The 21722-nt window shown below is 26.0% G+C and carries 16 protein-coding genes; 10 read left to right on the forward strand and 6 right to left on the reverse strand.

The window, feature by feature from the left end; all coding sequences use genetic code 4:
• Positions 1 to 80 precede the first annotated feature (80 nt).
• Entirely contained in the window at positions 81 to 551 is a 471-nt protein-coding gene (tsaE, locus tag ACI2WJ_RS03570; protein ID WP_286642683.1) for a tRNA (adenosine(37)-N6)-threonylcarbamoyltransferase complex ATPase subunit type 1 TsaE, read from the forward strand.
• A 42-nt stretch (positions 552 to 593) separates the two neighbouring features.
• Here tsaE and ACI2WJ_RS03575 read toward each other — a convergent pair whose 3' ends face one another.
• From ACI2WJ_RS03575 to ileS, 4 genes are read right to left on the reverse strand one after another with little or no spacing between them, the layout of a single operon-like run.
• A complete protein-coding gene (locus ACI2WJ_RS03575) occupies positions 594 to 1952 on the reverse strand; it encodes a hypothetical protein (RefSeq protein ID WP_400254852.1) in 1359 nt (452 codons plus the stop codon).
• Complete coding sequence (locus tag ACI2WJ_RS03580) at positions 1952 to 2875, reverse strand: RluA family pseudouridine synthase (RefSeq protein ID WP_338959797.1); 924 nt, start codon at positions 2873 to 2875, stop codon at positions 1952 to 1954. The genes ACI2WJ_RS03575 and ACI2WJ_RS03580 overlap by 1 nt, the downstream gene beginning before the upstream one ends.
• Entirely contained in the window at positions 2763 to 3470 is a 708-nt protein-coding gene (gene lspA / locus ACI2WJ_RS03585; RefSeq protein ID WP_338959421.1) for a signal peptidase II, read from the reverse strand. The genes ACI2WJ_RS03580 and lspA overlap by 113 nt, the downstream gene beginning before the upstream one ends.
• A 31-nt stretch (positions 3471 to 3501) precedes the next feature.
• On the reverse strand, positions 3502 to 6264 hold the full coding sequence (gene ileS, locus ACI2WJ_RS03590; protein WP_400254853.1) for an isoleucine--tRNA ligase: 2763 nt from the start codon (positions 6262 to 6264) through the stop codon (positions 3502 to 3504).
• Positions 6265 to 6508: 244 nt separating this feature from the next.
• Here ileS and ACI2WJ_RS03595 point away from each other — a divergent pair, with 244 nt between their 5' ends.
• From ACI2WJ_RS03595 to rpoC, 9 genes are all read left to right on the forward strand, one after another.
• Complete coding sequence (locus ACI2WJ_RS03595) at positions 6509 to 6715, forward strand: hypothetical protein (RefSeq protein ID WP_400254854.1); 207 nt, start codon at positions 6509 to 6511, stop codon at positions 6713 to 6715.
• A 32-nt stretch (positions 6716 to 6747) separates the two neighbouring features.
• Positions 6748 to 7537, forward strand: a protein-coding gene (locus ACI2WJ_RS03600) for an IS5 family transposase (protein ID WP_400254556.1) whose coding sequence is annotated in 2 segments (ribosomal slippage) — positions 6748 to 7008 and positions 7010 to 7537 — 789 coding nt in all. Because the reading frame shifts where the segments join, the coding sequence is not laid out codon by codon here.
• A complete protein-coding gene (locus ACI2WJ_RS03605) occupies positions 7497 to 8135 on the forward strand; it encodes a TIR domain-containing protein (protein ID WP_400254855.1) in 639 nt (212 codons plus the stop codon). Before ACI2WJ_RS03600 ends, ACI2WJ_RS03605 begins: the two co-directional genes overlap by 41 nt.
• A 156-nt stretch (positions 8136 to 8291) precedes the next feature.
• A protein-coding gene (locus tag ACI2WJ_RS03610; RefSeq protein WP_400254856.1) for an IS3 family transposase occupies positions 8292 to 9415 on the forward strand; the annotation gives its coding sequence in 2 pieces (ribosomal slippage) (positions 8292 to 8535 and positions 8535 to 9415; 1125 coding nt in all).
• Positions 9416 to 10114: 699 nt separating this feature from the next.
• Positions 10115 to 10904, forward strand: a protein-coding gene (locus tag ACI2WJ_RS03615) for an IS5 family transposase (RefSeq protein ID WP_400254448.1) whose coding sequence is annotated in 2 segments (ribosomal slippage) — positions 10115 to 10375 and positions 10377 to 10904 — 789 coding nt in all. Because the reading frame shifts where the segments join, the coding sequence is not laid out codon by codon here.
• A 305-nt stretch (positions 10905 to 11209) separates the two neighbouring features.
• Positions 11210 to 11701, forward strand: a complete 492-nt coding sequence (rplJ, locus tag ACI2WJ_RS03620; RefSeq protein ID WP_400254857.1) for a 50S ribosomal protein L10 — start codon at positions 11210 to 11212, stop codon at positions 11699 to 11701.
• Between the two features lie 40 nt (positions 11702 to 11741).
• Complete coding sequence (rplL, locus tag ACI2WJ_RS03625; protein WP_252320298.1) at positions 11742 to 12122, forward strand: 50S ribosomal protein L7/L12; 381 nt, start codon at positions 11742 to 11744, stop codon at positions 12120 to 12122.
• A gap of 182 nt (positions 12123 to 12304) precedes the next feature.
• A complete protein-coding gene (gene rpoB, locus ACI2WJ_RS03630) occupies positions 12305 to 16015 on the forward strand; it encodes a DNA-directed RNA polymerase subunit beta (protein WP_400254858.1) in 3711 nt (1236 codons plus the stop codon).
• Between the two features lie 24 nt (positions 16016 to 16039).
• On the forward strand, positions 16040 to 19792 hold the full coding sequence (gene rpoC, locus ACI2WJ_RS03635) for a DNA-directed RNA polymerase subunit beta' (protein ID WP_400255241.1): 3753 nt from the start codon (positions 16040 to 16042) through the stop codon (positions 19790 to 19792).
• Positions 19793 to 19868: 76 nt separating this feature from the next.
• Here the strand turns inward: rpoC and ACI2WJ_RS03640 are convergent, their stop codons facing one another.
• Together ACI2WJ_RS03640 and ACI2WJ_RS03645 are read right to left on the reverse strand one after the other, a co-directional pair.
• A complete protein-coding gene (locus ACI2WJ_RS03640; protein ID WP_400254859.1) occupies positions 19869 to 20954 on the reverse strand; it encodes a TIR domain-containing protein in 1086 nt (361 codons plus the stop codon).
• Between the two features lie 59 nt (positions 20955 to 21013).
• Positions 21014 to 21721, reverse strand: coding sequence for a hypothetical protein (locus tag ACI2WJ_RS03645; protein ID WP_400254860.1), 708 nt, complete (start codon positions 21719 to 21721; stop codon positions 21014 to 21016).
• Position 21722 lies beyond the last annotated feature (1 nt).

The raw sequence follows: 21722 nt of genomic DNA on the forward strand, positions 1-21722 counted from the left end.
AAAAATAATAATTTAGAAAATAAGTTATTATTTTGTATAATAGTTTGTAAAGTATAAAATAATTATCAAAGAAGGTTATTATGAAAAAAAATGTATATATATTAAAAAATTTAGATGACACTAATACTCTTGCCAAAATAATTGCTAAAATTGCTAAACCAAATTTAATTTTATTATTAAATGGTCCGCTTGGTAGTGGTAAAACGCAAATTACTAAATTAATTGGTAATTTACTTGGAGTTAAAAATATTATTAATTCACCAACTTTTATTATTTGAAATAAGTATCAAACTAAATATGAATGAAATTTAATTCATATGGATGCTTATCGTTTAATTAATCCTCATTTAGAAGAATATTATGAAATAATGATGAATAATTTTATGATAATTGAATGATCGGAAAGATTAAAAATTAATTTTAATAATTATTCATATATTGCTATAGATTTTAAAATTATTGATATTAATAGTAGACAGATAGTTATTAATACTAATCTTCTTACAAAAGAGGAAGAAAAGTATTTATTTGATGCATTAAAAAAAATATAGAATTTTATTTATAAAAAAAAGTAGGAAAAATCCTACTTTTTTTTATACTTGTATGTGAAAGTAATTAAGCATAATACTATTAATAGTACTTTGACTAATTAGACCAAGTTTTTGATATTGTTTTAATACTTCTAAAGTATAATTATTATCATCAACAGGATAATAATTATTTAAACCTCAAAGTAAACCAGCAAATAATACTAATGAACCAATAGCAATTGGACTAAAAGCATAATACACAGTTATTTTACGATTATGATATCCGATTAAAGAAGCAAATAATCATCCTGTGACAAAAGCAATCATTCAATATAATAATGTCACTACTTGTTGATCAGTTATAAATCAAAATATTAACATTAATAAAATAGTTGTAAAGAAACGACTCATAATTGGAGTTTTAAATAATTTATAATTTCAAATGAAAGGTAACATTGCTCCTAATGAAATTACAGGAAAAACTCAAAATCCTGACATGATATTAATATTATCAACAACACTTTGTAAAATACCGGTTAGAATCATTGCACCAATTCAAATGAAAATTGCTTTTCATCATCCATAAAATCCTTCAACAAATCTACCAACACGATAAAACATTCAAAGTGAAAATATTAAATTAATAGGAGCTGAAGGATTTATATCATTACCAGCAAATGGATAAATTAATCACCTTCAATATTGATAAGCACCAAATATTAAGTTATGATAATTGGCACCAAAAAGCAAATGTTGTTGTTTATAATCTAATGCTAATCAATCATCTTGACTAAGGTTTATAATTACTAGAAAAACAACAAGTGTAATAATAGGAATTATAAAAAGAAATCAGGTAACTGCCAAATTAGAATTAGTACATTTTTTTAATGTTTCGCTTAAGTAACGACGGTTTTGAAAATTAACTTTTTTTCAATTATCACTTAAAGTTCCAGTACTATTATCTTCATTAGTCTCTTCATTATTTTCGGTTTCAGTTTCAAGTTGGGGTAAGTCTACCTTAATAAATTTAGTAATACTAGGATAAAATTTAGATAATTCTTGAACAATTTTGTCACTAGTAGCAATAATAACATCAACCGCTGGTGACATTCGATTTTCGTTTTGGTTATCATCATTTAAAATAACCATTAAATAACGAATATCTTTAACACCTTCATCTGCTAATTGTTTATGTAAAATTTCATAAACTTCATCTTTATTTTTTAAATGGTGAGGATTAAAATTATTTTCTTTAATAATTTTAATGATATGATAAGTATTACTATCTTTATTAGTTAGATATACTTCACCTTTAACATGTAGTTTTAATTCTTTAGGAACATTAAATGGTCGATAATCTTGATGACTAATAAAATAATCAACTAATTGTAAACCTAAAATATCTAGAATATTATCATCCATTATTTAACACTTTCCTTTCGTAATAATTGTAATTTATTTTCAAAAAAATCAGGTAAATTACATTCAAAAGTCATAACTTTTTTAGTTGTGGGATGAGTAAAAGTAATGACTTTAGCATGTAAGTATTGTCCAATATTAGCATTTTCCAATTTAAACTTGCTGTATAAAGGGTCATTTACAATTGGATGTTCAATTCACTCAAAATGAACACGAATTTGGTGTGTTCGACCAGTTTCTAATTGACATTGAACTAAAGTATAGTCTTTAAATCGCTCAATAACTGTAAAATGAGTAGTTGCTTTCTTACTATTTTGTTCATTGACCATCATTTTTAGACGATTATTATTGCTTCTAGCAATAGGCGCTTTAATGGTTCCTGATCTACCTTTAATTGTACCATGAACTAATGCAATATAAATTCGTTTAATTTCATGTTTTTGTAATTGTTCTGCTAAAATATGATGACTAATTTTATTTTTAGCTACTAATAATAACCCTGTCGTTTGTTTGTCAATACGATGAACAATGCCTGGACGTAAATTATTTTCATCAATATTTTCAATTTTAGATTGGAATAATAATCCGTTAACTAAAGTATTATCTCAATTACCTGCTCCTGGGTGGACAACCAAATTATTAGGTTTGTTAATAACAAGAATTTCATTATCCTCATAAATTATTTCAAAATCAATTGCAGTTGCTTTTAAAGTGTTCTCTTTTTCATTTTTAATAATAATATTTATTTCATCATTATTTTTTAATAATAAGTTAGCTGATGAAATAGTTTTATTATTAACTATTACTTGCCCATTAGTGATTAAATTTTGGATAAAATTTCGTGAATAATGATGTTCTGTTAATACCATTGCTAAATATTTGTCGATGCGGATATTTTTGTTTTCATGATATGTTAGTTTTATCATCTTTTGATTTTCTATCATTGATGATTGTTGTGAATGTTCCGTTGTTGACTTCATTATTGTGTTCTCCAAACTTTTCTTGATAGGCATTAATTATGGTTCCAATAATTATTTGTAGAATAATAATTGTGATACCAATGGTAATAAATATATCCGCAGTATTAAAAATAGTATATGGTGGGAATAGTTGTCATAATAAAAAGTCAATAACACCACCATTATGTAAAAATCTATCGGTTAAATTACCGATTGTTCCTGCAATAACAAAACTGAGACCTAGTGCTCTGTTAATAGATTTAGTAAATAATAGTCAGGTGCTACTAGCAATTGCTACTAGAAAAGCAAAAGTTATTAGAAAGATTTTTTGATTTTGAAAAAAACTAAAAGCAGAACCATAATTAATAATAAATTTTAAATTAATAAATCCGGGTATGAATTTATATTCTTCACCAACTTTTATTCCATTTTGTACTGCTAATTTTATCATTTGATCAGTGACAATTAGAATAATAATTGCACAAAAACAAATTATTTTAGTTAATCATTTTCAATCACGTGTTTTTAAATGATTTTTAATTGCTAATCAAGAAAATTCCATAATTACTTCTTTCTAAACTAATATTAGTTATTTACATTATTAATGATAACACTTCAAAACAACGATTACAAACATCTTCTTTTGTTTCATTAACAATTAATCAACAGCGAGGACATTTAGTACCCTCTTTTGTTTTAACATTAATAGTTCAGTCATTAACGTTGCTATTATTATAATTAATATTAACTTCACTAACAATTAATAATTGTGCTAATTCTTTTTCATCAATTGTTGATAAGATATTATGATTATCTTTAAAAATAATAGTCACTATTGTTTCTAAGGCTGTTTTAACAATTTTGTCTTTTTTAGCTTGTTCAATAACTTTATTAACTTCATTTTTAAAGTTAATAAAATATTCTCATTTTTCCATTAGTTTTGTTGGTTTGTTTAAATTTCATGGTTGTGGAAATTTTTTTAAATGAATAGAATCACTGCTTGTGTTTAAATCTTTTTTAGTTAAACTTTGGAATGCTTCTTCAGTAGTGTGTGGTAAAATAGGGGCTAATAAACCAATTAAAGTTTTTACTATTAAAAACATTGTCATTTGTACTTGTTTTCTTCTAATATCATTTTTGCTATTAACATATAAAATATCTTTAGTAAAATCACAATAAAAAGCAGACAAATCATTAGTAACAAAATTTAAAATTAAATGATAGATAGTATTAAATTGATAAGTTTGATAATTTTCATTAATTTTAGTCACTAATCCGTTTAATTTATTTAAAATATATTGATCAACTTCTGATAAACTATTAATAATTTCTTCTTCTGTTTTATTTTCAATAGTTTTGATATCTAAATCAAATAAATTACCTAGTAAGAAACGAAAAATATTTCTGATTTTACGATAGTTTTCACTAACTTGTTTTAAAATTTCAGTACCAATTCTTGTATCATCAGTAAAATCAACACTGGCTACTCATAATCGTAAAATATCAGCACCATTAGTATCACAAATTGATTTAACACTAATAACATTACCAATTGATTTTGACATTTTATTGCCTTTAGCGTCAGTTACAAAACCATGTGCCAGCAAGTTTTTATAGGGACTACTATTATTAGTAATAGTTCCTGTTGTTAAACTTGAATTAAATCAACCACGAAATTGATCATTACCCTCCAAATATAAATCTGCTGGTCAAGGTAAATTATTATTTTTAATAACTGCTAAGTGGGAAACGCCACTATCATATCAAACATCCATGATGTCTTGTTCTTTATAAAAAATACCATTTGGACTATCTTTATGTTGATATTTAGGTGGTAATAAATCTTTTGCTTCTTTTTCGAATCAAATATTTGAACCATGTTTAGCAAATAAATCAGCAACATGATTAATAAGGTTTATATCCATGATTGGTTCTTTTTTTTCGGTGTAAAAAATTGGAATTGGTAATCCTCAAGCACGTTGACGAGAAATGCATCAATCATAGCGATTATTTGTCATTAATAACATTCTTTTTTTTGCTCATTCAGGAACAAAATTTACTTTATTAATATTTTTAGTAAGTAATGGTTTGATTTTTTCAATAGCGATAAATCATTGTAAAGTGGCACGATAAATAACGGGTTTTTTAGTTCGTCAATCATGTGGATATTGATGTTTAAATCATTTCATACCAATTAATGTACCATTATTTTTTAAGCGCTCAACAATAATTTTATTAGTATCATCATAAAATTTATTGACTAATTGTTCATCATTGATTTCTGCTGTAAATTGACCTTGATCATTAATTGGACAAAAAATTTTGATATTATGTTTTAATCCTAAATCAAAATCTTCTTCACCAAACGCTGGAGCAGTGTGAACAATTCCAGTTCCATCATTTATAGTAACATGAGAACCATGAACGATTGGAGTTTTTCTTTGATATAATGGATGTAATGCTGTTAATCCAATTAAATTTTTACCAGAAATTGTTTTAACAATTATAAAATCGGTGATGTTGTTTGCTTTAGTAAAAGAATCAATCAATGGTTGTGCAATAATATATTGTTGTTCATTAGTTTTAATAATACTATATGTAAATTCTTCATTTACTGCTAACATTTGATTGCTAGGAATGGTTCATGGTGTTGTTGTTCAAATTATTAGTGAGGTAGGTAAGTTAAATATTTTTTTTTCATCATTTAGTAAAAAGGCAACATAAATAGCAGCACTAGTTTTTGTTAAATATTCAACTTCAGCTTCAGCTAAGGCACTTTCGCTTGATGGTGATCAATATACAGGATATAAATTACGATATACTAGTTTTTTTTCTACCATTTTAGCAAAAACTTTAATTTGTTCAGATTCATATTTTTTATCATAAGTAACATAATGATCTTCAAAATCTGTTAATAATCCTAATGTTTTAAATTGATTAATTTGATTAGCAACTTGCAGTTCTGCATATTTTTGACATTGTTTTCTAAAATCTGATACTGCTATTGTTTTACGATTAATTCCCGAGTTAGTAACTGCTGTTTCAATAGGTAAACCATGCGTATCTCAACCTGCAATATAGGGTGCATAATAATTGCTACTATTATAATAGCGAACAATAATATCTTTTAAAATTTTATTTAATGCATGTCCTAAATGTAGATCACCATTAGCATATGGAGGTCCATCATGAAGAATAAAAGTTTTCGTAGATTTTTTATTTTTGTTAATTAGTTGTTGATATATTTTTTGGTCTTGTCAATATTTTTGTAGTTGTGGTTCTTTTATAGTTAAATTAGCACGCATTTCAAAGTTAGTTTGAGGCATTAATAATGTATCTTTATAGTTTTTATTCATGTATATTATTCTCCTTTAAAATAACAAGTTTTATTTGTACTAATTATTCTTTTTTATTCTTAAATCATTATACTAGTAATTACTTGAAATTTGTATAATATTTACTTTATTTTAATAATAAGATTTTATAAAACTTAAAAGTTAAAAATATTACTTTTAGTGAGTATTATTTTATAATAAAGTATAAACTTATTAAAGTTTATAAAAAATATTTTTAAAATTTTAAAAAAGAGGTTAATGAATAATGTTAAAAATTTTTATTTCATATCATCATTTAAGAGAACAAAAAGCAAAGGATGAATTATCAGAATTAATTTCGCAATGTTATGGAGAATATTTTGAAGTGAAAGACGTATCTGTAAAACTAGGTGATATTGATCCGCAATTGCCTCCTAAAAAGATATTTAAAACTATTAGAACCTGTTTAAAATCTTTTAGAGAAATAGGGTAAAATGATTATATATTTTAAGATAAGAGGTATATATGCGTAAAAATTATCCTAGTAATGTTAGCAAAGAGCAATTTGAAAATATAAAATCAATTTTAGAAAATACTAAAAAGAGAACTAAACCAAGAAGCTTAGATTTATATGAAGTATTTTGTGCAGTTTTATATGTATTAAAAAGTGGTTGTCAATGAAGAATGTTACCAAAAGATTTTCCAAAATGACAAATTGTATATTATTATTTTCAAGTTTGAAGTAAAAATAATGGTAAAGAACCTAGTGTATTACAATTAGTTTTAAAAAAAATTAGTCATGGCATTTCGTATCAATAATGGTAGAAAAGAACAAACTAGTTTTTGTATAATTGATTCACAAAGTGTTAAAAATACAGATACTACTAAAAACAAAGGTTATGATGCTGGTAAAAAGATTTCAGGAATAAAGCGTCATATTGCTGTTGATTCTCAAGGTTTACCACATGCAATTTACATAACCACAGCAGAAAAAACAGATCGTAACAGTGCTATAATAATGATTGAAAATGAAAAAGAGAATCTTTCTGCAGTTCAAAAAATACTAGTAGATGCTGGTTATACTGGTGAAAAATTTGCTTCTAAAATTAAAACAATTATAAATGCAAATGTTGAAGTTATAAAACGTAATGAATTACATTCTTTTGTAGTATTACCAAAAAGATGAGTTGTAGAACGAAGCTTTGCTTGATTAGAAAAATGCAGAAGATTATGAAAAAATTGTGAAAAAAAATTAAATACTAGCTTACAAATGGTTGTTCTTGCCTTTATTTCAATTTTATTGAAAAGATTTTAAACAGGTTCTTAGAGAAGAGTATTTAAAAGATTCAGATACTACTGTAGTTATTTTAGGAAAACATACAAAATGTAGAAAACATATTGATTGAGAAATTGCATCTTCATTATCAATATATGGTAGTCTTCATCGAAGGGGAAAAAATGGTTTATTAATACTTTTAACTGATGATTTTATTAAAAAAGCAAAAAAAAATTGTGATTTTAATGATAATGATTACAAAACTTTAATTAATGAACAAAATTCTACTCCAAGAATTTATGAAAATGTAATAAATAACTATGCAATCGTTGAAAGTTTTTCAAATGTAGTTTCAAATCCTTTAAAGTTTAAAAAATTACTTGATAAATGTCAAGATAAAGTTAAAACTGAAAAATTGAAAAAAAACTTTGATCTTTTCAAAGAAATAAATTTGTTTGAAGAAAATATAGAAGATTGTCCAAAAAAATCTAAAAATAAACTAAATTGTTATTTTTCAAAAAAACATAAATCAAAAAAATTATTTTTTGAAAAAGTTAAAACTGAAGTTAATAATAATAATGAAAAACTTTTTAGTTATGAAAAACTTTTAAAAGTTTTTCATTATTATTATTATTAAGGTTAAAAATTAAAAAATATACTTTTTTATCAATTATTTAAGAAAATTTTATGTAATCAGAATGTTGTTTTAAATAATATTGGATGGGTTACACTTTATTGGACACTAATTACGTAGACAAGTGAACAAATTAGTTAAAAGAAAGGAAATATAATTATGGCCAATATTAACTCATATAATGATGAATTTAAAAAACAAATAGTATCTTTATATCAAAATGGCAAATCAGTATCTTGCCTTGCTAAAGAATACAACGTTACAAGAGCAGCTACTTATAAATGAATTAAGCAATTTACAAATTCAGGCAGTTTTAAAACTAAAGATAATCTTTCGGATTTAGAAAAACAATTAATTCAAGCAAATAAAGAATTAAAACAATTAAGAATGGAGAATGATATTTTAAAGCAAGCAGCACTAATAATAGGCAGAAAGTAGAGATTATTACAAATAATAAATCTAAATATAAAATTCGTCCAATTTGTCGTTTTTTAAAACTTTCTAAATCAACATATTATTTTAATTTAAAGAAAAAAGAAGATAAAATCAAAAATAATATGTATGATGAAGCTGTTATTAGTGCTTTTAAACAAAATAAAGAAGTTTATGGAACAAGAAGATTAAAAGTCAGTCTAGAAAATAAAGAAATTTATTTATCACGCAAAAAAATTAAAGAAATTATGAATCAGCATAATTTAATATCAAAATACACTAAATTATCATTTAAAAATCATCATAACAAAGTCAATGATAGCCAAATAAGCAATCTTGTGAATAGAAACTTTAATAATAGGCTTAAAAATGAAGTTATTGTTAGTGATTTAACTTATGTTCAAGTTAATGGTAAGTGAAACTATATTTGCTTATTAATCGACCTATTTAACCGCGAAATTATTGGACATAGTGTTGTAGGTACTAAAAAAGATGCATCATTAGTATATCAAGCATTTATGCAATCAAATCGCTGTTTAAAAGATATTCAAATATTTCATAGTGATCGCGGTAATGAATTCAATAATAAAACTATTGATAAACTTTTATTAGCATTCAATATTACCCGTTCTTTAAGCAAAAAAGGTTGTCCTTATGATAATGCTGTTGCTGAAGCAACTTTCAAAACTTTCAAAACTGAATTTATTAATGATAAAAATTTTACATCATTAATCCAATTAAAATTAGAATTATTTGATTATATCAATTGATACAACAACATACGAATCCACAGCACTTTAAACTACCTAACTCCAGTTAAATATCATGAAAAAATGTCTACCAAAAAATAGTCCTAAAAAGGGTTGCCATTCCAATTTTAATTAGAAAAAAAATAAATAATTAAATACCAATAAGAATACAGATGTATATTAGTAGTTAATTATAAATATCAAAAATATATAAAACTAAAAAAACTTTATTTTAGTAGTATAATAAAAATACTTACTTAGTTAAGGGTAAGTAAATATTCATTGCGGTTGGCACCTAACAGTGAATAGGAGTTACCATTATTGGTAACTCTTTTATTTTAAATAATTATTATATACCTCAAAATTTAATAATATTTAAATTATTTATATAATATGAAAATAAAAAATATTGTAAAAATTTCTAAAATTTGGTAAAAGATAAGTGTAAAACTAAATATAGTTTTTAACCCATTGCTTTGTTTGTAAGTAAATGGGTTTTATTTTACTAAGAAGGTGTATAAAATGCGTGATAATGATAAAAGAAAATCAACAACATTTCAGCGAATAATGGAAAATAATCCAGAAAATATTTTTGCTCAAACCGATGGTTCTATAAAAAAAGACATGGAGGTTTAGCAATAAAATCTTCTAGAAGTGAAAATAGTTTAAATGAATCAAATAATGAAGCAAATAATGATAGTAATGTTTTAAATAAATATAAATATAATTGTCTTAGAACCTGTTTAGAATCTTTTCGAAAATAATGTAAAATGATTATATATTTTAAAATAAGAGGTATATATGCATAAAAATTATCCAAGTCATGTCACCAAAGAACAATTTGAAAACATAAAATCAATTTTAGAAAATAGTAAAAAGAAAACAAAACCAAGAAGTTTAGATTTATATGAAATATTTTGTGCAATTTTATATGTATTAAAAAGTGGTTGTCAATGAAGAATGTTACCAAAAAATTTTCCAAAATGACAAACTGTATATTATTATTTTCAAATTTGAAGTAAAAATAATGGTAAAGAACCTAGTGTATTGCAATTAATTTTAAAAAAAATTAGTTAAAAAAGTTCGTATCAACAATAATCGCAAAGAACAAACTAGTTTTTGTATAATTGATTCGCAAAGTGTTAAAAATACAGATACTACTGAAAATAAAGGTTATGATGCTGGTAAAAAGATTTCAGGCATAAAACGTCATATTGTTGTTGATTCTCAAGGTTTACCACATGCAATTTACATAACCACGGCAGAAAAAACAGATCGTAATAGCGCTATAATAATGATTGAAAATGAAAAAGAAAATCTTTCTGCAGTTCAAAAAATAATAGTAGATGCTGGTTATACTGGTGAAAAATTTGCTTCTGAAATCAAAACAATCATAAATGCAAATGTTGAAGTGATAAAACGCAATGAATTACATACTTTTGTAGTATTACCAAAAAGATGAATTGTAGAACGAAGCTTTGCTTGATTAGAAAAATACAGAAGATTATGAAAAAATTGTGAAAGAAAACTAAATACTAGTTTACAAATGGTTGTTCTTTCATTTATTTCAGTTTTATTAAAAAGATTCTAAACAGGTTCTTAATTAAGATATTGATGAAATTAGCATTTATGTTATTAAAAATAGTGTTTATAACTTAAAAGATATATAATAAAAAATTATTTATTTAATCTTTTGTAAATTTTTCTTGATTTTAATATATATATATCATATAATATACAAGCTAGAATAAGCCAAAGACAGCAACGGACTTTTGTCTTAATTATGTTGCTTAGGTAATTTCCATCATTATATATGCATGTGATTTACTCGGTTTTGCTCCGAGTTTTATTTACTACTTATTGCTAGTTATTTCAGAATAATAAGGAGGTGTACTTATGCGCCCAGCAATGGTTGAAAAACAAAAAACTATTGATTTAATTGCTAAGCAAATTAATGATTCAAAAACAACAATTGTTGTACAATATCAAGGTATGAATGTTGAAGAAATTAGTTCTTTACGTAAGGAATTAAGAGCTAAAGGTTCAACATTCACTATTTATAAGAATAATTTAGTTGCTCGTGCTTTAAAAAAAGAATATTCATCGCTTGAAAGTAGTTTAGTTGGCCCAAATGGTTTTATCTTTGGATTTGAAAACGACTTAGAAACAGCTAAAATAGTTTCTAATTATGCTAAAATTAATAAATTATTAGTATTAAGAGGTGGCATTTTTGAAGGGAAAGTTATTGACCAAAGTGAGTTACAAAAAATAGCTTCATTACCATCAAAATTAGAATTAATTTCAATGTTAGCTTCTTGTTTACAAGCACCAGTTCGCAATTTGGCTTTAGCAATTAAAGCAGTAGCCCAACAAAAAGAAAACGCATAATTAACACTTATTAAATAAAAAAAATATGGAGGAAAAAATAATGGAAAATATTACAAATAAACAAATTATTGAACATGTTAAAACAATGACAGCAGTTCAATTAAAAGAATTAGTTGAATTAATTGAAACAACTTTTGGAGTAACTGCAGCAGTTGCTTCTGCACCAGCAGCAGCTAAAGAAGAAGCAACAAAACCATCAACAGTTTCTGTAATCTTAAAAGAAGTAGGAGACAAAAAAGTTGATGTTATTAAAGCAGTTAAGGCAATTGTTGGTGGTACAATGTCTTTAATGGATGCTAAAAAAATGGTTGATGCAGTAGCAACAGGACCACAAAAGATTTTAGAAAATATTGATACAGCAAAAGCAACAGAACACGAAGCAACGTTAAAAGCCGTTGGTGCTATTGTTGAAGTTAAGTAGTTCAAATATTAAAAATTTATATGAAAACCAGTTTTAATTAATACTGGTTTTCTGTTTGTTATTTAACTAAAAATTATCAACTTAAAACTTAATATTTTATCAAACTAATTAGTAATTTAATACTAATTAACTGAAATCAAATTATTTGATTTTAATAAATTTTTAAAATTGGAGATGAACCAATGTCATATACTACAAAACAATTTGGTCATTATGCAAAAAGACGTGACTATACTAAAGTATCAGGAAATTTAGATCTTCCTGATTTAATTTCAATTCAACGTGATAATTATAAATGATTTATTGATACAGGAATACAAGAAGTATTTAATGAAATATTTCCGGTAACTGATAATGATAATCGTATTATTTTATCATTGATTGATTGAGAATTTCGTAAACCAAGAAGAACATTAAAAGAAGCAAAAGATGAGTCAAAAACTTATGAAGCACCAATCTATACAAAATTATCTTTATCAATTCATGAAAATAATCGTCATTTAACTATTGCTGCTAAAGATAATATTTTAGATTATTTAATGCGTTGAATTAAAGACCAATTTGGTATTAAAAACATTAATGAACCAAAAGTTAGCAATAATATATATTATTTTGAAGAAAAAAATGTTCATGCTAATAGTGAATTTTCAACTATTGAAGTTACTATTAAAAGTAGAGAAGAAGATGTTTTAATTGTTGATTATACATTAACTCGTGAAGGAGATGTATTTTTAGGTGATTTTCCATTAATGACACAAAAAGGAACCTTTATTATTAATGGAAGTGAAAAGGTTGTTGTTTCACAATTAGTTCGTTCACCAGGTGCATATTTTAAAATTGAAATTGATCCAAAAACCGGATTATATAAATTTTTAGGTGATTTAATTCCATCACGTGGAACTTGACTAGAATTTGAAACTGATTCTAAACGTAATAAATTAGTTCGTAATAAAAATGCAATTAAAGATATTATTCAAGTTAAAATTGAAAAATCACGTAAAATTGCAGTAACCACTTTACTTACTGCCTTAGGATTAACTAAAGATGATGTTATTAATATAATTGGTAAAGATGATGTTTTATTGAATACTTATGAATATGATGAACATCAAAATTGACCAGCAGCAGTACAAGAAATTTATAAAAAAATTAAAGCTGGAGAAACTGCCAGTGTTGATGGTGCTGCAAAATTTTTAACTGGATTATTATTTGATTCAAAAAAATATGATTTAACAAAAGCAGGAAGATATAAGTTAATTCAAAAATTAGCTATTACAGATCGTGTTTTAAATTACACTCTAGCTGAAGATATTAAAGATATTAGAGGTAAAGTTGTTTTATCCAAAAAAACAGTAATTGGTAAATCACAATTAGAAATTCTAAAAATAGTATTAGAAGAAGGAGCATGTTTAGTACCTTTAAAAACATCAATTAGTGATAGTGAACCAAAACATTATGTGCAGTTAATTAAAGTTTATAATGATAAAGAAAGATTAAATGAAGTTATTAATGTTGTTGGAATTAATCCTAAATGTAAAGAAGTAATTATTACTATTGCTGATATTTTAGCAACTCTTTCTTATATTTTAAATTTTGTTCATGGTATTGGTAATGCTGATGATATTGATCACTTAGCAAATCGTCGTATTCGTACAATTGGTGAATTACTACAAAACCAATTTCGTATCGGAATGGGACGTATTGAAAAAAATGTTAAAGAAAAAATGTCAACTACTGATAGTGATAAAATGAAACCAGCAAATATTACAAATAATAAACCATTAACAGCTGTTATTGGTGAGTTTTTTAACTTATCACAATTATCACAATTTATGGATCAAACTAATCCATTAGCAGAATTGGCTAATAAAAGACGTTTAACTGCTTTAGGACCTGGTGGATTATCACGTGATCGTGCTAGTTTAGAAGTTCGTGATGTTCACTATTCTCACTATGGAAGAATTTGTCCAATTGAAACTCCTGAAGGACCTAATATTGGTTTAATCAATAATTTAGCCACTTATGCTCGTATTAATGAATACGGTTTTATTGAAACACCTTACCGTCAAGTAATTGCAGGTAAAATTACTAATGAAATTAAATATTTAACTGCCGGTGAAGAAAAGAATTATATCATTGCACAAGCTAATATTGAATTAGATACTAATAATGTTATTAAAAATAATAATGTTATTGCTCGTAGTAATGGTCAAAATATTATTGTTGGACCAAACGAAGTTGAATATATTGATGTTTCACCAAAACAAATTGTGTCAATAGCTACAAGTTGTATTCCCTTTTTAGAAAATGATGATGCTAACCGTGCTTTAATGGGTGCTAATATGCAACGTCAAGCAATTCCATTATTAAAACCACAAACACCAATTGTTGGTACGGGTGTTGAGTATGCTGTTGCTCGTGACTCAGGATTAGCTATTGTTGCTAATTTACCGGGAGTTGTACAATATGTTGATTCTCATGAAATTATTATTAAATCAGAAGATGAAATAACAACTTATGAGTTAAGTCGTTTTGAACGTAGTAATCAAGGAACAGCAGTAACTCATGTGCCATTAGTAAAAGTTGGTGATAAAGTTGAAGTTAATCAAATTTTAGCAGACGGACCTTCAATGAAAGATGGTGAACTTGCATTAGGACAAAATGTAATTATTGCTTTCATGACTTGACATGGTTATAACTATGAAGATGCTATTATTATTAGTGAACGTTTAGTAAAAGATGATGTTTATACTTCAATGCATATTGAAGAATATAATTTAGAATGTCGAAAAACAAAACAAGGTAAAGAAGAAATTACACGTGAAATCCCTAATACTTCTGAACAATCAAGACGTTATCTTGATGATGAAGGAATTGTTTTAATTGGAACTGAAGTTAAAGAAGGAGATATTCTTGTTGGTAAAGTTACACCAAAAGGTCAAACACAATCAACTGCTGAAGAAAAATTATTAGCAGCTATTTTTGGTGAAAAATCACGTAATGTTAAAGATAATTCATTACGAGTACCTAATGGTGGTGCTGGAATTGTTCAAGGTATTAAACGTTATAAACGTGAAGATGGTTTTGACTTACCTTCAGAAGTAGAAGAAGTAGTTAAAGTATTTATTGTACAAAAACGTAAAATCCGAGAAGGAGATAAAATGGCTGGAAGACACGGAAATAAAGGTGTTATTTCTAAAGTCTTACCAATTGAAGATATGCCTTTCCTAGAAGATGGAACACCGGTTGATATTATGTTAAATCCATTAGGAGTACCATCGCGGATGAATATTGGACAAATTCTTGAATTACACTTAGGAATGGCTGCTAAAACTTTAGGAATTAAAGTAGCAACCCCTGTTTTTGATGGTGCAAAAAATCAAGACTTGTTAGATATTATGAAAGAAGCAAAATATAATGACTTTGATAAATTAACATTATATGATGGTTTAACTGGTGAAAAGTTTGCCAAGAAAATTTCAGTTGGTGTTATGTATATGTTAAAACTATCACACATGGTAGATGATAAATTACATGCTCGTAATGTGGGTCCATATTCATTAATTACTCAACAACCATTAGGTGGTAAGGCACAAAATGGTGGACAAAGATTTGGAGAAATGGAAGTTTGAGCATTAGAAGCTTATGGTGCTGCTCATACTTTACAAGAAATCCTAACTATTAAATCTGATGATATTAAAGGTAGAATTAAAACTTATGAAGCGATTCTACGTAATAAACAAATTCCAACGCCAGGTATCCCTGAATCATTTAATGTTTTAACAAAAGAACTACAAGGTTTAGGAATAAATATTGTGTTAATTGACGAAAAAGGTCAAGAACAAAAAGTGGTAACTTACGATGAAGAAGTCGAAAGTTATCTTGAGGATTAGAAAAGGAGTAATAAATATATGCAAATGCAAAAAAATTCAAAACATTATACTGCCCTTAAAATTTCTCTTGCTTCTCCCGATCAAATTCGCTCATGATCACATGGAGAAATTACAAAGCCAGAAACAATTAATTATAAGTCATTAAAACCTGAAAAAGATGGATTATTTGATGCACGAATATTTGGACCAACTAAAAATTATGAATGTACTTGTGGTAAATATAAGAAAATAAAAAATAAAGGTAAAGTTTGTGAACGTTGTTTAGTAGAAATTACTGAAGCAATTGTTCGACGTGAACGTTTAGGACACATTGAGTTAGAAGAACCAGTAACTCATATTTGAATGTTAAAGGCTTCTCCTTCAAGAATTGCGTTAGCATTAGATATGAAAGCTAAAGACTTAGAAGAAGTAGCATATTTTGTTTCTTATATTGTTTTAGATCCAGGGACTGCTAAAGGTTTAAAACAAAAAATGATTATGGATTTAGGTAATGCTAAATCTTCAACTGATACTCGTAATCGTTTACGTAAAGTATTTGCACAAATTTTAGAACAATTAGAACCTTCTTCTTTTGCTTATACTCGTGCTCAAATGTTAACTGATACTTTAGCAGATACTTCACGTCCATTTTCAATGGATGAATGTGCTCAATTTATTACTAAACATACTGGAACAAAATTTGGAATTGGTGCTTCAGCTATTGAGTATTTATTAAAAAATATTAATTTAGAAAAAGAATTTCTTGCCATTAAAAAACAATTGACAAACAAGAAATCACAAACTGATCGTAGAAAACTAGAACGTCGTTTAGATGTTATTGATTCATTTGCTAAATCAGGAAATAAACCAGAATGAATGGTATTACATGCTATTCCGGTGATTCCACCTGATATTCGTCCAATTATTCAGTTAGATGGTGGTCGTTTTACAACATCAGAAATTAATGATTTATATCGAAGAATTATTATTCGTAATGAACGCTTAAAAAAAGTAAAACAAATGGGAGCACCAATCTTAATTATTAATAATGAAAAAAGAATGTTGCAAGAATCAGTTGATGCTTTATTTGATAATGAACGTAAAGCACGTCCAGTAACAGGAAGAGATAAACGTCCATTAAAATCTTTAACTTCAATATTAAAAGGAAAACAAGGACGTTTCCGTCAAAACTTATTAGGTAAGCGTGTTGATTATTCAGGTCGAAGCGTTATTGCTGTTGGTCCGGAATTAAAAATGTATCAATGTGGTATTCCTCGTGATATGGCAATTATTTTGTTCAAACCTTTTGTTATGCAAAGATTAGTTCATCAAGAATTAGCTTTAAATATTAAAATTGCTGAAAAATTAATTGAAATTCAAGATGAACGAATTTGAGATGTTTTAGAAGAAGTAATTAAAGATCGTCCTGTCTTATTAAACCGTGCTCCAACTTTACACCGTTTAGGAATTCAAGCATTTGAACCAATTCTAGTTAAAGGGAAAGCTATTCGTTTACACCCACTAGTAACTCCTGCTTTTAATGCTGACTTTGATGGTGACCAAATGGCTGTTCACGTGCCAATTACTCAAGAAGCAGTAGCTGAAGCAAGAAGTTTAATGTTAGGTTCAAAAAATATTTTAAGTCCTAAAGATGGTAAACCAATTGTTACGCCAACTCAAGATATGGTTCTTGGTAATTATTATTTAACTATTGAAAAATTAGATGAATTAGGTCAAGGTTCAATTTTTAAAGATGTTAATGAAGCAATTAAAGCTTATGATACAAAACAGGTTTCATTACATGCTATTATTGGAATTCGTGTTGCTAGTTTAGGTGCAAGTAAATTTGCTGCTACCGATCAAAATAAATTTTTAATTACTACTATTGGTAAGATTATTTTTAATCAAATGTTTTCAGAAAGAATGCCATTTATTAATCGCCCAAATATTATTAATTTAACTGAAACTCATAATGAAGATTTAGTTGCCACTGATGTTGATTTTCGTGAATTTATTAAAAAAAGAGTTATTGTTGAACCATTTAAGAAAAAATCTTTAGCAGATATTATTCATAAATATTTTAAAACTTTTGGAACTCAATTAACTGCACAAATGTTAGATAAAATGAAAAATCTTGGTTTTAAATTTTCAACAATTTCAGGAACAACAATTTCTGCAGGCGATGTTGTATCTTATTCAGGTAAAACAAGATTATTTAAAGAAGCAGATGAATATGTTAAAACAATTAACAAGTTTTATAAACAAGGTATGTTAACTAATCGTGAGCGTCATTACCATATTATTAATAAATGAAGTGGTATTAAAAACAATATTCAAGTTGAACTAGAAACAGTTTTAAGAAAAGATATTGAAAATCCAATCTTTATGATGTGAGATTCAGGTGCTAGAACTAATATTAGTAACTTTACTCAATTAGTAGGGATGCGTGGTTTAATGAATAATCCAAAAGGAGAAGTTATTGAATTACCAATTAAATCTTCATTCCGTGAAGGATTAAATGTTTCAGAGTTCTTTATTTCTACCCATGGTGCTCGTAAAGGAATGGCAGATATGGCGCTTAAAACTTCTGACTCAGGTTATTTAACAAGAAGACTAGTTGACGTTTCACAAGATATTATTGTTACTGAAGAAGATTGTAATACCGGTAATGGCTTTATAATTAGTGACGTTGTTGACCAAAAACGTAATAATATTATTGTGCCGTTACGTGACCGTTTATTTGGACGTTTTGTTCAAGGTGATGTTGTTGATAGTAAAAATAATGTAATTGTTGCAAATAATGAATTAATTACTGAAAAATTAGTAGAAACAATATTAGAGGCAAAAATTACAAAAATAAATATTCGTTCAGTTTTAACTTGTGAAGCAAGTTATGGTGTTTGTCAAAAATGTTATGGTATTAATTTAACAACAGGTTCTATTGTTGCTATTGGCGAAGCAGTTGGAATTATTGCAGCGCAATCAATTGGTGAACCAGGAACTCAACTAACGATGAGAACTTTCCATACTGGAGGAGTTGCTGGTGGTAGTGATATTACCCAAGGATTACCAAGAATTAAAGAATTATTAGATATTACTAATCCCAAAGGTGCTGTTGCTATTATTAGTGAATTTGATGGTAAAGTAACAGATATTCGTGAAGAGCAAGGAATTTATACAATTACTGTAAAGTCAAAACTTGACTATAAAGAATACAAAACTCAATATAATGCGCAGGTAAGAATTAAAATTGGTGATAATGTTAAGATTGGCCAAAAACTAACTGAAGGTGCAATTAATATTACACAATTACTAGAAGTAGCAGGAATCATTGAAGTTCAACAATATATTTTAAAAGAAGTACAACGTGTTTATCGTTTACAAGGAATTGAAATTTCTGATAAGTATATTGAAATTATTGTAAAACAAATGTTGAATCGTATTTTTGTAGTTGAAGGTAATGATTCACCATTATTGCCTGGAGCGATTGTTGATATCAAAGAATTTAAGAATGTTAATGCCAAAATTATTGTTGCTGGTAAAAAACCTGCTTTTGGTCATCCAATTATTTTAGGGATTAAAAAAGCACCATTAGAATCAGAATCATTCTTGGCTGCTGCTTCTTTCCAAGATACAACAAGAGTATTAACTAATGCTGTTATTAAGTCAAAACAAGATAATTTACGTGGTTTAAAGGAAAATGTTATTTTAGGAAACTTGATACCGGCCGGTACTGGTTTAATGCCAACTGAGAAGTTAATAGGTATGGGTAATTCTTCACTTGAAGAAGAATACTAAATTAAATTAAAATAAAAAGTGAGAATTTTATTCTCACTTTTTAAATATTTATATTTTATTTTACTAGTTGTATGTTTTAAAGATAGGATAAATATATTTCTGGACATTCTTGTGTATAATTAATTTTACCAGAATTTATAAATTTTTTTGTTTTTTTATTAAACACTTGCATTATTTTTTCAGATTTTTCTTTTGCTTCACATTCTTCTGAATTATCTTTTTTATGGAGATGTATTCTTTTAAAATTTTCGTCTTTCAGTATACTTGTTTCTTGTAGTTCACTACCAATTACACTATCTTTACTATTATGTTTTAAAGATAATTTTCTTAAAAGATTACTTTTATTATCATCTTTAGTAAAGTCCGTTGTAATTTCTTGTAGTAATTGATTGTTAATTTCACTATCTTGACTTAAAGTTAATATTACATTATTTATTTTTTCCTCTGATTTAGAAGGTACTACGATATTACTATCATCATCTTCGTTAAAATTATTATCTTTATTTGAAGTTAATTTTGCATTATCTATTTCTTTTTTTTCATTAAAAACAGTATCTTTAGTATTATCTTTTAAAACAGTTGGTTTTAAAAAACTAGGGCTGATAACATTTTGATAAAACATTTCTTCTTTTTTATGATTAGATTGAACTTTATCAAGTAAATTTTTAAGAATTATTATATCTGAAAAGATTTCATCATAAGTAGCAATAATTGCATGTTTATTTATTACGGTTTCATATATTCTTTGACCAGCATTTTCTTGGGTGATTAAAGAAGAATAATCACAAGTGTTATTAAAATTACAATTTGTTTTTGCTTTTTTAATAAAATCTGCAGTTAAAAGTATTATAAAACTATTTATCTTCTTTCTTCTATTTAAACTTCCATATTTATTTAATGAAGCTTCAATTTCTCAGTCAATATGTTGTCTACATTTTGTATGTATTCCTAGAATAAGAATAGTAATAGTTGTATCTTTTAAATGATTTTGTCTAATAGTTTTAGCGATTTCATTATTTGATCATGTGGTATCAATATCCCCTATTTCTACAGACATGTCTTTTATATTTAAATAATTAGCATACTTTTTAATTAACTCTGCTAATTGGTCTTTTTCTTCTTGTTCTCTTAGATGATGATATGAAATAAAAATTTTTCTCACTGTTTAACTCCTTTTTTTAACATTATTAAGACTTATGTTTTATTTAAACATTTAATATTTTAATCTGTGTAGTTTAATAATTTTTTGATTTGTTCATTAGTTGCAGTTGAAAGTGAAAGTATTGAAATAAAATATAAGTATTTGTTTTCTATTAAATCTTTTCTAACTTTATCAATTTGTTTTCAAAAATCTTCGATTTCTTTTTTGCTTAAATTTTCATCATTAATGATGAAATTACCATTAGTGTCTATTTTTGTTAGTGATCTACTAGCAATTAAGATTGATCTGATTTTTAAATTCATAATTTTTAAAATTACATCTGTTACTAAGTTATTGTTATCGGAAGTTAATAATATTTGTTTACTTTCATCAAAAGTATTTTTAATACTTTTAATTGCTTCAGAAACTCTTCCTTCGGTTTTATTTACTAATATTGAATTTGTCAAAATTATAAAAAAATTTCAGGCAATTTTTGTTGGTTTTTTATTAATTCCACTTTCTGATTTTAGAAATTTTTTAAATAAATTTATATCAACATCTCTAATAAATATTTCTTTAAAATATTTTCTTAGTTTTATTTTTAATTCTTTTTTCGTTCCTATGATTTGACTAAAATCATTTGAAGAAAGTATTCTTTTAACTTTGTTTTTTTGTTTATAATTTAATAAAAATTTTATTAGTAAAAACATTAAAAGTAATATAAAAGAAATAAGTAAGCTAGAACCAGAAATAACACCTATTCAACTAAATACTTCATTTTGACTCAAT

Origin of the sequence: Spiroplasma endosymbiont of Cleonymus obscurus (genome assembly GCF_964273375.1) — a bacterium.
Lineage (GTDB): Bacteria > Bacillota_I > Bacilli_A > Mycoplasmatales > VBWQ01 > Spiroplasma_E.